The sequence below is a fragment of the Mucilaginibacter celer genome, assembly GCF_003576455.2.
GTDB lineage: Bacteria > Bacteroidota > Bacteroidia > Sphingobacteriales > Sphingobacteriaceae > Mucilaginibacter > Mucilaginibacter celer.
The window spans coordinates 6,880,462-6,898,004 of the sequence record NZ_CP032869.1; the positions used below are offsets into that span (position 1 = coordinate 6,880,462).

General features: G+C 45.0%; 6 protein-coding genes. 4 read left to right on the forward strand and 2 right to left on the reverse strand.

The window, feature by feature from the left end:
* Positions 1–140: 140 nt before the first annotated feature.
* Entirely contained in the window at positions 141–2,369 is a 2,229-nt protein-coding gene (locus tag HYN43_RS28910) for a glycoside hydrolase family 2 protein (RefSeq protein ID WP_119407291.1), read from the forward strand.
* A gap of 451 nt (positions 2,370–2,820) precedes the next feature.
* Here the strand turns inward: HYN43_RS28910 and HYN43_RS28915 are convergent, their stop codons facing one another.
* Positions 2,821–6,375 carry a VCBS repeat-containing protein gene (locus tag HYN43_RS28915; RefSeq protein ID WP_162996672.1) on the reverse strand — a complete coding sequence of 1,185 codons (3,555 nt, stop codon included), beginning with the start codon at positions 6,373–6,375 and terminating at the stop codon, positions 2,821–2,823.
* A gap of 238 nt (positions 6,376–6,613) precedes the next feature.
* Here HYN43_RS28915 and HYN43_RS28920 point away from each other — a divergent pair, with 238 nt between their 5' ends.
* Positions 6,614–7,936 (forward strand): vanadium-dependent haloperoxidase, encoded by a 1,323-nt coding sequence (locus HYN43_RS28920; protein WP_119407293.1) that lies wholly within the window; start codon positions 6,614–6,616, stop codon positions 7,934–7,936.
* 294 nt (positions 7,937–8,230) lie between these two features.
* On the opposite strand, the gene HYN43_RS28925 is transcribed toward HYN43_RS28920, so the two are convergent.
* Entirely contained in the window at positions 8,231–12,223 is a 3,993-nt protein-coding gene (locus tag HYN43_RS28925) for a hybrid sensor histidine kinase/response regulator transcription factor (RefSeq protein WP_205589843.1), read from the reverse strand.
* Between the two features lie 195 nt (positions 12,224–12,418).
* Between HYN43_RS28925 and HYN43_RS28930 the strand changes: the two genes are divergently transcribed.
* Entirely contained in the window at positions 12,419–15,622 is a 3,204-nt protein-coding gene (locus tag HYN43_RS28930; protein ID WP_245447067.1) for a SusC/RagA family TonB-linked outer membrane protein, read from the forward strand.
* A gap of 23 nt (positions 15,623–15,645) precedes the next feature.
* A complete protein-coding gene (locus HYN43_RS28935) occupies positions 15,646–17,532 on the forward strand; it encodes a RagB/SusD family nutrient uptake outer membrane protein (protein ID WP_119407294.1) in 1,887 nt (628 codons plus the stop codon).
* The last annotated feature ends 11 nt before the right edge of the window (positions 17,533–17,543 follow it).

Below are 17,543 nucleotides of genomic sequence, written 5' to 3' on the forward strand. Positions count from 1 at the left end.
ACCGATCAAACATAACCTAACGTTAAAATCACTGCAGATTATCACATACTTTTAATGCGAAATAATTAATTCAAAAGCCAATAATGGCCGGTTAGGATGGTTTATAAGCAACTGTTTAACCAGCTTTATCACCTAAAATTATGAACATTAAAAAGTTTATTGTACTTGCTGCTGCCGCGTTGCCATATTTTGTGCAGGCGCAGGAATGGCATCCAAAAAAAGCCGTTTTGATGACGCGTTTTGCCAAAGACGTTGATCCTAAAAATGTTTTGCCCGAATATCCGCGCCCGCAACTGGCGCGTGAAAAATGGATGAACCTGAACGGTCTGTGGCAATATCAGCCGGGTAAAGTCGGCGAAGCTGTTCCGCAAGGAAAGTTATCGCAAACTATCCTGGTTCCATTTCCGGTGGAGTCGGCGCTATCGGGAGTAATGGAGCAACATGACCGAATCTGGTATCGCCGCAAATTCACTGTACCTGCATCATGGAAAGGCGAGCATATCCTGTTGCATTTCGGCGCAGTTGATTATGAGGCCGAAGTTTTTGTAAATGGTAAAAGCCTTGGTGTGCATAAAGGCGGTTACGACCCGTTCAGCTATGATATTACTTCGGCTATAAAAGGTGCGGGTGAACAGGATATTACAGTGAGGGTTTATGACCCTACAGATGATGCCGGTTTGCCGCGTGGTAAACAAACTTTGCATCCGCAGGGCATTATGTATACCTCAACTACCGGGATCTGGCAAACTGTTTGGCTGGAGCCTGTGCCTGCGGCGAACATTAGTGATATTCGTATTACGCCGGATATTGATAAATCGGTGTTGAAGCTGAATGTTAGCACGGCAGCTACTTCGGGTTATACGGTTAAAGTGACAGTTAAAGATGGTAATAAGGTGGTGAGTATGGCTTCAAACCAGGTTAATTCTGATTTTGAAGTGGCTGTACCTAATGCCAAATTATGGTCGCCGGATTCGCCGTTTTTGTATGATTTGGATATCACTTTAGAAAAAGATGGTAAAAAGGTTGATGCTGTGAGCAGCTACGCGGGGATGCGTAAGATCTCGATGGGTGATCAGGATGGCTACAAAAAACTTTTGTTGAATAATAAGTTTTTGTTCCAGATCGGTCCGTTAGATCAGGGTTTCTGGCCGGATGGTATTTATACCGCGCCAACTGATGCGGCCATTAAAAACGATCTGCAAATGATCAAGAATTTTGGCTACAACATGGTGCGTAAACACATTAAGGTTGAGCCTTATCGCTGGTATTATTGGGCAGATAAATTGGGTTTATTGATTTGGCAGGATATGCCGTCGGCCAATTCATACACCGAGCATACGCCTCCGGTTGATACCGCTGCTTACGCTTCGGAGCTTGCCCGCATGATTAAAACGCATTGGAATTCGCCTTCTATTGTAACCTGGGTAGTGTTCAACGAATCGCAGGGGCAACATAACACGCCGGGTTTGGTTAACCTGGTGCGTAGCCTGGATAAATCGCGTTTAATTAACCAGGCCAGTGGCGGCAGCCATTTTGGTGTGGGCGATTTCCTGGATATCCATAGCTATCCGCCACCTGCAGCGCCTTCGAGCAAAACGCAGATTTTGGCTTGTGGCGAATATGGTGGTATCGGTTATATCATTCCGGATCATACCTGGAAAACCGGTCCTACTTATATTATGATGGATAACCAAAAAGCGTACACCAACCTGTACGATGAGTTTGCCAACGACCTGGTGATCTACAAAACCAACGAAGGCCTGAGCGCAGCGGTTTATACCGAAACAACCGATGTGGAAGTGGAACTGAATGGCTTAATGACCTATGATAGGGAAATTGTAAAAGCCCCGGTTGAAACCATCAAAGCCTCGAACGATAAGATCATCCACGGCGAAGCCTATATCCGCGAGGTATTACCGTCATCAAAAAATACTCCACGCACCTGGAAATATACTTTCGATAAACCTGCCGACAGTTGGTTTGGCGAGCAATTCAACGATGCCGCCTGGAAACAGGGTGAGGCTGGTTTCGGCACTAAAGAAACACCAGGCGCGGTTGTTAAAACCGTTTGGGATGGTAAAGATATCTGGATCAGGCAGGAGTTTACGCTGAATGCATCCAACGTAAATAAAGATGAACTGGTGCTGTCGTTGCATCATGATGATGCCTGCGAGGTTTACATTAACGGCGTTAAAGCTGCTATAAAAGAGGGCTACACATCAGGCTATGCCATTGTGCAAATGACCCCCGAAAGTAAAGCCGCGTTGCGATTGAATGGCAAAAATGTAATTGCTATTCATTGTAACCAAACAGTAGGCGGGCAATATGTTGATGCCGGGATTTCGGTATTGAGTAAGAATAAGCAGTAATATAAGTTTTGATATTTGATGGAAACGCCGGGCAGCATGCCTGGCGTTTCCATTTTTATCGAATACTGGTAATCTGCCGCGGGTTTAGCGATAGCGTAACCCGTGGTGTAAAATCACTTAAGTCTCTGACTTAAGTCACAAAAAAGTAACACCAGATTGGAAGAGCTATTTGCCATAGTGCGGGCTATCACTAAGTCGGCGGCAGATGGTATGTCGGATTATTGGGGGTTAAGTCAGAGACTTAACCAGTTATTCCCACGGGTTACGCTATCGCTAAACCCGCGGTAGCTGTATGGGGTAAACAAAAACGGCTCAGGCATTCTGCCTGAGCCGTTTTTGTTTAGTATTTCGTCATCCCGAACTTGTTTCGGGATCCCACGGGACAGGCGGATTTGCATAGCCGCTTAGCATGTGGGATGCTGAAACAAGTTCAGCACGACCTGATTGATGTTTAATTCCCTTTCCGTTTTCTCCCATTATAGCTCGTAATAGTCACATCCAACTCGTTCCCATCCAATTCCAATACCCTCGATGATTGGGACAAATAAGTAGAACCGTAATAAAATTCAACACGCTTTTTACCGCCATTTTTAAGGTTGATATCAGCATAAAAGTCATCGGGCTTCAGCTTGATATACCGCTTGCCGGAAGGGGTACCGGTACTGCGGAACACCTTCAAACTATCCTGGTTTTGTGTTGCGACCAGTAAATCGCCTTTGGCGGATTGTATGCTTGCCAAACCTTTGCCATCACCAGTTACATAAATACCACTATTGGCTACGGTTAACCCGGCAAAACCGCCTTTGCCATTGCCTTTCATGTATAATCCCATAAAAGCATCATGACGGCCGGTAAAAGGCTCCATGCCAAAATCATTACCAACCATTACCAAATCGAGGTTGCCGTCATGGTCAACATCTTTGGCTACCATGCCGTAAACCGGGGCCATTTGGGCATCCTGCGGCAGCGCGCTGATGCTGAAGGTTCCGTTGCCTTTGCCGGTAATTAAGCTGGTGTTCATATCGGTGGCTTTCAATACCACGGCGCCTTCTCTATCTTTTTCGGCCCACAGATCGTTCATGGTAGCGTGGCCGAAACCGCGGTAGCTTGGGTATTTTTTACGGATGGAGATCAACTGGCTGATCAGATCATCGCGGGTATGCATTGGGAAGGGCTTTTGTGAGCCATCCTCATCCTTCATAAAACAAAAAATCATGGCGTCGAATGATCCGTTTCCGTCGAGATCTTTACCCATAATGGTCATTGGTTGCTCGAAAGAGGCTTTGTAGTTGGAGTTTTGGCCGAGGTTACCTGCCACATAATCGATATTGCCATCGTTATTAAAATCGCCGGATACGATGCTGTTCCACCAGCCCACATGATCGTCAATGCCCGATTTGATCTTGCTGAAGCCATGCCCGTTGTTTTTGTAGAAAGTTATCGGCATCCATTCGCCAACCACCACCAAATCGGCTTTGCCATCCTTGTCAAAATCAGACCATAGCGCATCGGTGATCATGCCGCCATGCTCCAGATCAGGGCAAAGCTGGGCGGTTACATCAATAAACTTGCCGCCATCATTACGCAGCAGGTGGCTAACCGGCGATGATGGATATGAGCCGGAAACAGACCGCGAACCCACAAACAAATCAAGGTCGCCATCGCCATCAAAATCTGCGGCGCGAACGCATGAGCCGTTATCGTACTCAACCGGTACTGCAGAAAGATCACGGGTAAAATGGCCTTTTTTATCGTTGATGTAAAGCCTGTCCTGCGCGGTAGTATGCCCTTTCGGAAATTCGTAGCTACCGCTGGCTATATACAGATCGGGGAAGCCATCGCCGTTTGCATCAAACAACAACGCGCCCATATCTTCCTCTTCCTTAAACTCTTCGTGAATAAAACGGTTATTATCCATAGTGAAATGGCCGCCGGCATCCTGCATAAAGAATACGCCTTTGTTGCCTGCCGATCCTCCAACAAAAAGGTCATCGTAACCATTGCCATCCACGTCGCCAACGGCAATACATGGGCCGTATTGGCTTAGCTTATGAGGGAGGGTAGGCTGAATATTATAATCGATGGCATCTTTTTCCTGCTGCACGTATTTAATGCCCGTTGCATTATTGGCAGGCTGAAATGCCGGCGTAATTTTGCCCGGCGCATCGGTCGGATAATATCCCGCGGCGTTTTTGTATTGCAAGTTAAGCGTTTGGTTTGCTTTTACATTGGTAAGCAACTGCGTTTTGCCATCGGGCCATCTCACCCTTAATGAATCGACAATTGAAGATGAACCTATGCCGAAATGCCCACGGGCATCATCCGTGCTCATATAGCCACGGCAGGGCTGCTGATCATAAAACTGTTGGTTGCCTTTGTAATAAATGCGGATTGTAGCACCAATGCCACCCAAATTTTTGACATCGCCTTGCAGGGCAACATCCAGGTAATTATGATCTTTGGCTACCTGTGTTTTGGTGTTGGCAGTGTTTTCATAAACAAAAGCATCATCATCAATATTGTTGATCACCAGGTCAAGGTCCCCGTCGTTATCCAAATCGGCATAAACGCCACCTGTAGAGAATGTTGGCTTTACAATGCCCCAATCTTTCGATTGATCTTTGAACATATAACCGCCTGCGTTTTTAAACGCGTAGCTTGATGTTTTTACTACCGGGAATGAATCGGCGGCGGCTAATGTTGTATTTTCTTTAACCGTGCGACCCTGATCGTTACTGTAAAGTGCATGATCTAAATCCGTTACATCGCGCGGGTAGCCGTTGGTGATCATCATATCGCGATAGCCATCGTTGTCAAAATCGGCAACTAAAGGTGTCCAGCTCCAGTCGGTTTGGTAAACGCCGGCCTGGTAAGCTATTTCACTATATTGCGGGTGACCTGCAGGCGTTTGACCCTGGTTTAACTGCAATACATTGCGGATATACTGATGCTCGTAATTGAATTTTTTATTGTTGATATAGGTGATATAGTTATCGCCTACCAGCATGGTTTTTTTGCGCACGTTCTCTTCGGGAAGCATTTCTAAGGATACAAGGTCGGCCTTGCCATCGTTATTAATATCCACCATATCCGATCCCATAACCGACCAGCCCGTGTGCTTAAAATACTCGCCCGCACGATTGGTAAACGTGCCGTTTTTGTTGTTTACCCAAAGTACATCGTTAGATATAAAATCGTTACCCACATACACATCCGGCCAGCCATCATTATTTACATCGCAGATAGACACCGAGTTGCCGAAACCTTCTATCAAAATACCCGCTTCTTTGGTTACATTGGTAAATGTGTTGTTGCCATTATTGCGGTACAGTCGGTCGTTATTGGTGGCGCTGCCATCCATTAATTTAGGGCGATAAGCTACCGGGGTTTCCTTGCCCAAAAAGTTGGTGAGCAGGTACATATCCAGATCGCCATCGTGATCGTAATCAAAAAATACAGCCTGGGTGCTGTAACCGGTATCCTGAAGGCCATAGGCCGCCGCCGATTCTTTGAAAGTAGGTACACCATCTTTGTTAGTGCCCTGGTTAATATAAAGCAGGTTTTTGCGATGCTCTGGGCTGCTTTTAAAGGATGAGCAAACATAAATATCCTGCCAGCCATCATTGTTAATATCCACAACCGATACACCTGCATACCAATCGCCGTTACCGGCTACACCTGCGGTACCGGTAATATCCTTAAAGGTTAATGAGCCTTTGTTAAGGTACAGTTTATTGGCCACCATGTTACCGGCAAAGTAAACATCGGGCAGGCCGTCGTGGTTAAAATCGCCAATGCCAACGCCCGCGCCATTGTACAGGTAGGGGTGGTTGAGGATGTTGATGCTATCGCTCTCGGTAATGGTATTTTTAAAATCGATGCCGGTTTGCGAGGCGTCGAGCAATTTAAAAAGTGTTGGTCCCGATTGTTTTTTTGAACAGCCGAGGCAAAAAATTATTAATAAAAAGGTAGGTAGTTTAAACTTTAGGGGTAAACTTTTAATCATGCAGCAATGGTTATTAATTAGTTGATGGTTTATGCTTTGGTTAAGCTTTAACTTACTGGTTACAACGCAATAAGCTACTGTAAAGAAAATGGATTTTGCCATTTTGGCTTCTGCAAATTGTATCAAAAGTTGGTTAAATTGTATCGGCTTATACGTACATCGGCATTAACTGTTAGCTTTGAAGCAGAGCCAGTTAAGGCACCCGATTTGACCCGATTAAACCGTTCTGCTCATCAACATGAAGCGTTTTTACTTTGCAACTATGGTTGCGCTCCTTATAGCCTGTTCATCATGCGGCAATAAAACCTGGAAAAAGGCCGCCGAAAACCCCGATTTTATTCATCGCTCCATAAAAGATGTTACCGATGTGGTAAGGCATGATATTTACTCGCCGCCGGTAGCCAGCCGTATTTATGCTTACATCAGCGTTGCCGCGTACGAAGCCGCGCGAAATGGCGATTCAAAATACCTATCGCTTGAAGGGCAATTGAAGGGATTGGATTCGGTACCTAAACCAATGGCCGGTAAGCAATACTGCTACACTTTAGCTGCATCGCACGCGGTATTGACTGTTGGCAAAATCCTGATTATGAGTGAAGGCCGGATAGAAGGTTTTCACGATAAACTGATGCAGGAGTTTAAGAATACCGGTATGCCGGACAGTATTTACCAAAACTCGATAGATTACGGAAAACTCATAGCCGACAGGATCATTAAATGGGCAGGCAAGGATAACTATAAACACACGCGCTCGCTATCCAAATACGATGTACAAACTGATGATGCCAGCTGGAAACCAACCCCACCGGCCTACATGAAAGGTGTTGAACCGCACTGGAACGAAATTCGCCCGTTCCTGCTCGATTCTGCACAACAGTTTAAACCTTTACACCCTTTCACCTTCTCCAACATCCCCGGCAGTAATTTTTATAAGCTGGCTATGGAGGTGAGAGACGCGGGTAAAAACCTTACTGATGATCAAACTACCATAGCCACTTTTTGGGATGATAACCCATTTAAAGTAAATATTAACGGGCACACCATGTTTGCCACTAAAAAGATCTCACCGGGAGGACACTGGATCAATATCACCGCACTGGCCTGCCGTAAAGCCAAAGCCGACTACATCCGTAGCGCCGAGGCTTACGCCAGTTTAGCGGTGGTTATTGCCGATAGTTTTATCAATTGCTGGGACGAAAAATACCGCAGCAAAGTGATCCGCCCCGAAACTTACATTAACCAATATATTGAACAAAGCTGGACGCCCCTGTTGCAAACGCCGCCTTTTCCGGAATATACCAGCGGGCATAGCGTGGTATCGACAGCTTCGGCCGTGGTGTTGAGTAAATTGTTTGGCGAGGAGTTTGCGTTTGCCGATTCGACGGAGCTGGAGTTTTCTATCCCGGTGCGCAAGTTTGATTCGTTTGAAGCTGCTGCTAAGGAAGCTGCCATCAGCCGGTTTTACGGTGGGATTCATTATATGCCGTCCATTACCAATGGGGTGGATGAAGGGGAGAGAATAGGGCAGTTCGCGTTGACTAAACTGCATACCAGGAAATAAATTCAATTCGTAAGTTTAAGCGTCTACGCTTGAACTTTATGAGCCTTGAGCGTCCACGCTCCAGTTTTTAAATTAAGCGTGGACGCTTGAACCTGCGTCTCTACAAAGGAATAATTCTTTTAACCCTGCTGTCATGTCTCCACGACAGCGAGTTTTCCCGTCTTGTTATTCTTGCTGCAAGGTATGCAATCGGGCGTTAAGACACGTCCCTGGGGGATATTGTAAGTAAAGCTGTTCGAAGTCAAAGATTTTGAACAGCTTTACACTGAAGGTCAAACCGGTAATTTAACAATATCAAACCTGCTTCAACTTACTTCGTTTAGCCTGCTGATACTCAGTTGGCGTGGTGCCAAACTGCTTCAAAAAGTTACGCCCTAAATGCGATTGTGAGCTGTAACCCACCATGTTAGCTACCTCATATATTTTATAATCGCCTTCTTCCAGCAACTGCGCGGCAGCTTTTAAACGGGTGATATTGATCAGCTCATTAATAGTTAAGTTGGAGATAGCTTTTACTTTACGGTAAAGCGTAGGCTTACTCATATTCATGAGGTTAGCTATCTGCTCCACATCCAGCTCGGCGTTTTGGATGTTTTTGTAGATCACGCCGTTCAGCTTATCCAAAAAGCTTTCATCAGGCTTTGAATACGCCATCGATTTGATATGCGCCAGCGGCGAACTTGCAAAATGGTCTTTTATTTTATTACGATTGATGAGCAGGTTGGCTATCTGCACCTGCAAATGCTCGGGCGAGAACGGTTTCTCGATATAAGCATCGGCACCAACTTCAAGGCCTTCAATTTTACTTTGCAGGGTATTTTTGGCAGTAAGGAGGATGATAGGCACGTGGCTGTGATCAAAATTGGTTTTGATGATCTTACACAGTTCAAAGCCGTCGATACCGGGCATCATCACATCACTAATAATCAGCTGAATATTTTCGATATCGATCATATCCAATGCTTCCTGGCCATTATGGGCTTTAAGTACCGAGTATTTATCGCTCAAATCGTCCGAAATAAAATCCAATATTTCGGGGTTGTCATCCACCAAAAGTATAACTGGTTTCATAAAGTCAATATTCTCCTCTTTATTAATTAGGTCTGGTTGTTCGTACTCATCGGGTGTGGTTTGAAGGTCGAACTCTTTTTCCTGGTGAACAGGCAAAGTAAGGTTAAATATATTAAAATCGTTGATAGATTTATTCAACACCAATAAACCTTTATGCAATTCGGCCAGCGAGCGGGACAGCGAAAGCCCGATCCCCGTGCCAATTTGCTTCTCCGATTCCTTCATCCTGAAAAACGGCTCGAATATCTTCTCCCGCATTTCATAAGGGATGAGGTGGCCGTTGTTCCGTATTTCGATGGTAAAAGTTACGTCGCTATCCTTTTGATCTTCCAATTCAACTTCCACCTCCGAGTTGCCGTACTTAATGGCGTTATTAATCAGGTTGCTCAAAATTTTAGTGAACGCTTCAATGTCTACATAAGCGCAAACACTTTTTGCCGGATGGATAAAAGTATAATGCAGATTCTTCTGCTCGGCCATGGGTTTAAACCTTACAAAGGTATCGGCTACCAAATCGGTAATATCGGTTTTAACAAAGCTGAGACTGAAGCCGTTGGTTTCGGTTTTACGAAAATCAAGCAGCTGGTTGGTTAAATCGAGCAGGCGATTGGTATTCTTCTCCATGATCTTCAAATTGTTCTGAATCTCCGGAACGTTCTCGGCCTTTTTAATCACCTTTTCCATCGGCCCTTTTATCAGGGTTAAGGGCGTACGGATTTCGTGGGCTACATTGGTGAAAAACTCAATTTTGGCATTGTATATCTGCTTTTCCTTGTCGTTTTCAAGCATTTCGATAATGCGCCTGTTTTTTTCGCGCGTGCGGCGGTGGTAGCTCCTCAACAGGTAATAGCCGGTGTACAGAAATAGCAGGCAGTAGGCAATATAGGCCCAAACGCTTTGCCAAAAAGGTGGTGCTATATTTATTTCGAGGGTGGTTTCGTGTGGTGTCCAGTTGCCGCTGTTGTCGGCGGCTTTTACAATAAAGGTGTAATGGCCCGGCTGCAATTGGGTAAAATAAACCTTGCGGTTGCGGTTAAGATCTGTCCAGCCTTTATCAAGCCCTTTCATGGTGTATTTATACCGGGTCATTTCGGGCGATGGAAAGCTAAGGGCCGCAAAATCGATACTGAATGAGGATTGAAAATAATCGAGGTTAATTTTTTTTGTGCTGATGATGGATTGGCTCAGCAATGAATCGGCCCCTTTAACCAAAATCTCCTTGTTATGCACCTGGAATCCCGTAATATAAACCGGTGCCACAAAACGGTTTTGTTTAAAATTGGCCGGGTTAAAGCTGATCATCCCTTTTACGCAACCAAAGTACATGGTGCCATCATCATCCTTAAAGGATGAGTTGTAATTAAACTGATCGCTAAGCAGGCCGTTTGCCTTGGTATAGGTTTTTATTTGTTCGGTTGCCAGGTTTAAACTCACCAGGCCACGGGTAGTGCTGATCCACAGGGTTTTGGTATTATCTTCCATCACCCTGAAAATGTAATTGCTCGGAAAACCGGTATTCAGATCGTAAAATTTATAGGTATCCTTATCCGGATCATATCGCCACAAACCCAGGCCCTCGGTGGCAAACCAAAGTTTGTGGTTGCTATCTTCAAATATGCCGTTAACGGTGGTGGTATTCAGCGCATTTTTTACGGGATAACGATAGTTTAGCTTAATACTGGTATTAGTTACCGGATCATAACAGTAAATGCCATCGCGTACGGTACCTACCCATACTTTGCCGTTATGATCTTCGATGATGGAATAAACAAAATCATAAGGAGGCAGCTTATCAATCAGCGTAAAATCGCGGCTTGCTAAATTATAGCGGTAAACGCCGCGGGTGGTGCCTATGATAATAAGGCCTTTACGGGTTTGGCAAAAGTTAATGATGAAGTTACTTTTTAAATCGTTGGGGCCCTCGCCGGCCAGGTAAACGCGCTCAACTTTGCCGGTTTTAATATTCATTACGTCCAGCCCACGTTCAAAAGTGCCGATAAACAGTTCATTGCCCAGCGCCATTATCCCGTGAATGTTGGTATTGGAAATGGTTCCTTTACCGGCCGGGAAATAATGTGTCCAGGTTTTCTTATCGGGCGATAGTTTGCTCAGCCCGTTATCTTCGGTACCCAGCCAAAGGTTGCCATACATATCCTTACAAATTTCGCGCACCACGTTTCCTTTTAACGAGTTTGGCTCGGGGGTTGGATAAAATTTATTGAAGGTTGAGTATTGTTTAGGGTAGTAGTTAACGCCCCCAAAATAAGTGCCCGCCCAAACACCACCCTCCGAATCCTTCCATAAACAATACACCGCGTTATCGGATATGGAATAAGGGTCGTTATAATGTTTTTTAAGATTGGTAAACGTTCCTTTCTCCAGATCGTAAATAAACACGCCCGATTCTGTGGCTACCCAGTATTCATTATCGTTATACTTTATAAAATCGCGCACGTAAATAGCTGTACCATCGGGATTATACGAAACCAGGTCTTTACACGAATGGTCATTAACATCAAACAGTTTAAACCCCTGCGAGTTGGTGCCGATAAAAATTTTACCGTCGCCGGCGGTATATACCTTTTCGATAAAGCGCGTGGTTACCCGCTCCGTATTCTGAAAAATGTTATAACTGTCAAAATTGCGTGTGGACTGGTTTAAACAGGCCATGGTGCCTTGTGTTGTTGATACCCACACCCGGTTATTAACAATGGCTATTGATGTGGCATCAAAATGCTGGTACGGGCCATAGTCGGTTTTTTTACCGGTTTTGGGGTCGAGTTTTATCAGCGCCGGACCGGCAACAAACCAGCAGTTGTTTTGCTCATCGTTGGCAATGCTCCTTACGCCGTTAATATTGGCCTTATTAATATGTGTAAAAGTTTCGGTTAACTCGTTGTACCTGTCCAGGCCTTCATCTGTACCAACCCAAAGCGTGCCCTGTTTATCAATGTTTAAAGTATGTACCATGTTATTGGCAATACTGCTGGTATCCCTGGCATTATGCCTGAAAATTTTAAAGCTGTAACCATCAAAGCAGTTAAGCCCATCCTTGGTGCCAAGCCATAAAAAACCGCGTTTATCCTGCAGTACGCAGTAAACGGTATTGTGCGACAGGCCCTGCTCAACCTGGTAGTGCCTGAAATAGTAGGGCTGGGCATTGCAAATGCCGCAGGATGCCATAAATAGTAAGAGTAGGGTGTATAACGGTTTCAAAATAATCAGCTTAAAGCAAATATAACCAATCTGCAGCAGGGTTTTCAGCCTCTCAAAAATTGATACTTTTCGACTAAGTATTGATATTATTTGGTTAATCGCCGGGCCTAAAATCCTTTTTCTTTGATGCATTGATTTTAGATATGTCAATTCTACATTTTTAAAATCAATGCTTAACCAATTAATAGATCATTTATGAGAAAATTTTTACTACTCAGGCATGGGGGGCACCCGCATGTACAGTGGCCGCCCAGTAAGTGGGGCCCAAAAGTAATGTTAATCGCTTTCTTCATCATGACCGGTTTCCTGTTTTCATTTAGTGCATCGGCACAAAATAAACTCAAGGTAACAGGTACCGTGACCGACACCACAGGAGCCGCGCTTACCGGTGTGGCCGTGAGGGTGCAGGGCACGCAAGGCGGTACAACAACCGATGCATCGGGTAACTTTTCAATTAACGTAGCTGATGCCAATGCCACGCTGGTGTTTACTTACATCGGTTACATTGCGCAGGAAGTGCCGCTTAACGGCAAAACAAGCGTTAGGGTTCGCCTGCGCGAAACAAATTCATCCCTGCAGGAAGTTGTGGTTACAGGTTACGGCTCGCAGAAAAAAGCCTCTATCACGGGTGCAATCTCAAGTGTAACCAGTAAGGATATAGACCGCGTACACGCCGGTTCGACGGTAAGTACAACGTTGGCCGGTAAAATTCCTGGCGTAACCTTCAGGCAATCAGAAGGCCGTCCGGGCGCCAGCGCCAGCATCCAGATCCGTAACATGGGTTCGCCGCTGTACGTAATTGACGGGATTCAGCAGGATGAAGGCCAGTTTAACAACCTTGCCCCTAACGATGTGGAAAGTATCGCGGTACTGAAAGACGCTTCGGCGGCTATTTACGGTGTACGTGCGGCCAACGGTGTGGTGGTGGTAACCACCAAAAAAGGTAACGGCGATTCGCGCGTTAACGTTGATGCTTATGTGGGCTTCCAAAACTGGTACCGTTTCCCTAACGTGTTAACCAACTCGTATGATTATATGCGTTATCTTGCCGATGCACAAGTGAATAGCAATGGGTCAACAAGCATTACCCAGGCCGAGCTTGATAAATACAAAGCAGGTACCGAAAAAGGTTACCAAAGCTTTAACTGGCGCGATTATGTTTTGAAAAGCAATAACAACGCTTCGCAAAACTCGGCCAACGTAAACTTTACAGGAGGTACCGATAAATTAAACTATTATGTATCTGCTACCAACCTGTTCCAAAACTCGCAGTTAGGTAAGGAGTATAAATTTAACCGTTCAAATATCCAATCGAACGTATCGTTAAAAGTGGCCAACGGCCTTAAAGTGAGCCTGGACATTAACGGCCGTATCGAAACCCGCGAAAACCCTGGTGTACCGGGTGGTGACGATTACTTCCTGGCCCGTTTTGCTGTTTTAAGGAATACCCCGCTCGAGCGCCCTTATGCCAACGATAACCCTAACTACCTCAACAAGATCAACAATACCGAATCAAACTACGCTTTCCTTAACTCAAAGCTATCGGGTTTATACCATAGCGACTGGAGGGTATTACAAACCAACTTTGGTGCCGAATACCAGGTGCCAGGTGTTAAGGGTTTGGTAGTTAAAGGCTTATACTCATACTATATTGCCGATTATTTGCTGAACAACCAAGAGTATACGTACAAGGCGTACACTTACCATCCCGAAAATGATACTTACGAAGTAACAGGTGGCAGTACCAACCCATGGCGCGAGCGTGAGCAACGTAAAGAGTTTGCCAAAACTTACCAATGGCAAATCAACTATAACAATACTTTCGGTAAACACACTGTAGGTGCTACTTTTGTATCTGAACGTATTGAGTTGCAGCACTTACGTAACTGGATTCATGCTTCGCCGGTATCAAACAACCTGCCGCTTATCTACTTCCCAACTGCCGATCAGTATCAGGATAGTGATGATAAGGAAGCACGTACCGGTTATATCGGTCGTATCAACTACAACTACGATAACAAATACTATTTAGAAGCTTCGGCAAGGCGCGATGCATCGTATTTGTTTGCACCTGATAAACGTGTAGGTTATTTCCCGGGCGGCTCTGTTGGCTGGAGAATTACCCAGGAAGGCTTTATGAAAAAGTTATTGGGCGACAACAGCCTGCTTAACGACTTGAAATTACGTGCATCGTACGGTTTATTGGGTGACGACAGGAACCTGATCAGTCCTTACTCTTATGTTCCTGGTTACAACTACAATGCAGGTACCGCAATTATTGGTGGTAATCCGCTGGTTACATCAAGGGATAAAGGTATCGTAACTACCAACGTATCATGGCTAAAAAGTAAAATATTTGACGTAGGTGCCGATTTCAGCTTGCTTAACAGCCATCTGAATGGTACGGTAGATTACTTCTACCGCAAACGTACCGGTTTACTGGCCCGTAAGTACGACGTAATATTGCCGGCTGAGGTAGGTTTCGATCTTCCGCAGGAAAACCTGAACAGCGATGCGCAGTTTGGTGAAGAGATCTCGCTTAACTATAATAACCGCATAGGTAAAGTTAATTATACCGTAGGTGGTAACTTTTCGTACTCACGTTCAAAAGATCTGTCGCAATACAAACCGATCTTTAATAACTCGCTTGATAAATACCGTAACTCGGCTGCCAACAGGTACTCACATATTGATTGGGGTTACCAGGTTATCGGCCAGTTTACCTCGCAGGAGCAGATTAATAACTATAAGATCAATAACGATGGCAAAGGTAACACCAGCTTATTACCGGGCGATTTAATGTACAAGGATCAAAACGGTGATGGCAGGATTGACCAGTACGATGAGCGCCCGATAGGTTTTGGTTATGGTACACAGCCTAATATCAACTTCGGTTTCCAGTTAGGTTTGGCTTACAATGGTTTTGACTTCCATGCTGATTTCTCAGGTGGTGCAGGTTATACCTGGTTCCAGAACTATGAAACACGCTGGGCATTCCAAAACAACGGTAACTTAAATACCATTTTTACAGATAGGTACCACCGTGCTGATCCGTTTGACATTAACAGTCCATGGATTCCGGGTAAATATCCTGCAAACAGGTATAACCCTCAGTTCAGCCACTCAGATTATGAGTTGAACGGCCAGCGTAACTCAACTTACTGGTTACACAACGTAAAATACCTGCGCGCCAGAACGCTTGAGCTGGGCTATACAATCCCAACCGATTTGTTAAAGAGGGTGAAGATAAAAAGAGCAAGGTTTTATGTTAACGCGTACAACATGTTTTCGTGGGATAACCTGAAACAGTATGGTGTTGATCCGGAAACCACCGACGATAACGGGCTTCAGTTTCCGCAAAGTAAGGTGCTTAACTTCGGTGTTAATTTAACCTTTTAATTAATCCCTTAAGTTTAAAATCAATGAAAAAAATAACTATAACAACGATGTTTGCAGCCCTGTTAATTACAGGGGCCTGCAAAAAGGACAGTGAGTTTTTGGATGTGCCGCCTAAGTCCATCATCGCTTCTGATGTGGCATTTACAGATCCGGCACTGGTATTATCCATCCTGGGCGATTTATATAACAGGCAGGTTGATTTTTCGGGCCTGGATAACGGTTGGGCATCATTTGCTGATTTCAGCGAATCGTTCCCTTCAGAAAACGGCAGCTACTTCTTTGTACAACGTACCGGCTGGGGCTTTGGCGAGTGGGGCTTATATGATTATACCTATGTTCGTGACCTTAACCTGTTTATCGAGCGTGTAACTGCTTCAACCGCGTTAACCGAATCTGAAAAAAATGGTTTTATTGCCGAGGGCAGGTTTTTACGTGCCAACTTTTACTTCGAGATGGTAAAAAGGATGGGCGGTGTACCGTTGATCACCAAATCACTTGATTATGATTTCTCGGGTAACGTAAGCTCCTTGCAGATTCCCCGCGCAAAAGAATCTGAGGTTTACGACTTCGTGATCAGCGAGGCCGAGGCTATCAAAGATCTGGCAACCAATACCAGCGATAAGTCAAGAGCCTCGAAAGGTGCTATTTTAGCAATGGAAGCAAGGGCTGCATTATATGCAGCATCAATTGCCAAGTATGGGGTTACAACTCCGGTAGTAACTTTGCCAGGTGGTGAAGTAGGTATACCGGCCAGCATGGCAACCGGTTATTATAACAAAGCACTTACTGCTGCAAAGGCTATCATCACTTCGGGTACTTACTCGTTGTACAAGCAATTACCTGATTTGAGCGATAACTTTGCCAACATCTTCTTGGATAAAGGTAGTTCAGAATCGATATTTGTTGAGGATTTTAAAGCTAATGCCGGTAAAACACATGGTTTCACCACCAACGACCAGCCATATTCAATTTCGGATGAAGGCGGTGACGCGGGTAGGTTAGATCCTTCATTAAACCTGGTTGAAGCGTTTGAAAAGCTGGATAACACTTACGCACCTTTGGCAACCAAAGATGATTTGGGTAACCCGATTTACTATACCAACCAGTTGGATATTTTTGCCGGAAGGGATGCCAGGCTTGCCGGTACCGTATTACTGCCAAACGGCTTATTTAAAGGTAAACGTACCGATGTAATGGCCGGTTATCAATTAGCCAGCGGCGCAATAATCAGCAGCAGCGATGCCAGCCAGCCGCAGGATGTACCCGGTTTAGGCCGTGTGCAGGTTGTAGGGCAGGATGGTCCGGTTAGTGGTTTGGAGTTACGTACGCAAACCGGTTTTTATGTGCGCAAGTATCTTGATCCAACTGTGGGTTCTGGTCGCCGTGGCCGTGGTAGTGATGTTAACTTTATCCGTTACCGTTATGCCGAGGTATTGCTGAACGCTGCCGAGGCCTCTGCCGAGTTAGGGGATTATGCAACAGCATCAACCTATATTAACCAGGTACGCAGCCGTGCAGGTTTAACCACCCCGCTGGTGTTAACAGCTGCCAATTATTTTGACAGGATTGTGCACGAGCGCCGTGTTGAATTAGCATTTGAAGGCCACATATTATTTGATATGAAACGCTGGAGGATTGCCCACATTGTTTGGGATGGTAACCCGATGACGGCCGCCGAACTGGTAACCAACATTGGCGATGCTAAAAAACGTAATACCCAGCCATTTGGTTTATGGCCATATAAATACTACAACCCGGGCAATGCCAACAGCGGAAAATGGATTTATAAAGAGATTAAACCGGCTCCGGTTACAGGTTCAAACAGGTTCCAGATGGGTAACTATTATTCGCAGATTTCGGATGATATCATATCTAAAAACCCTAAAATTGTTAAGCAACCAAATCAATAGGTATTTTTAAA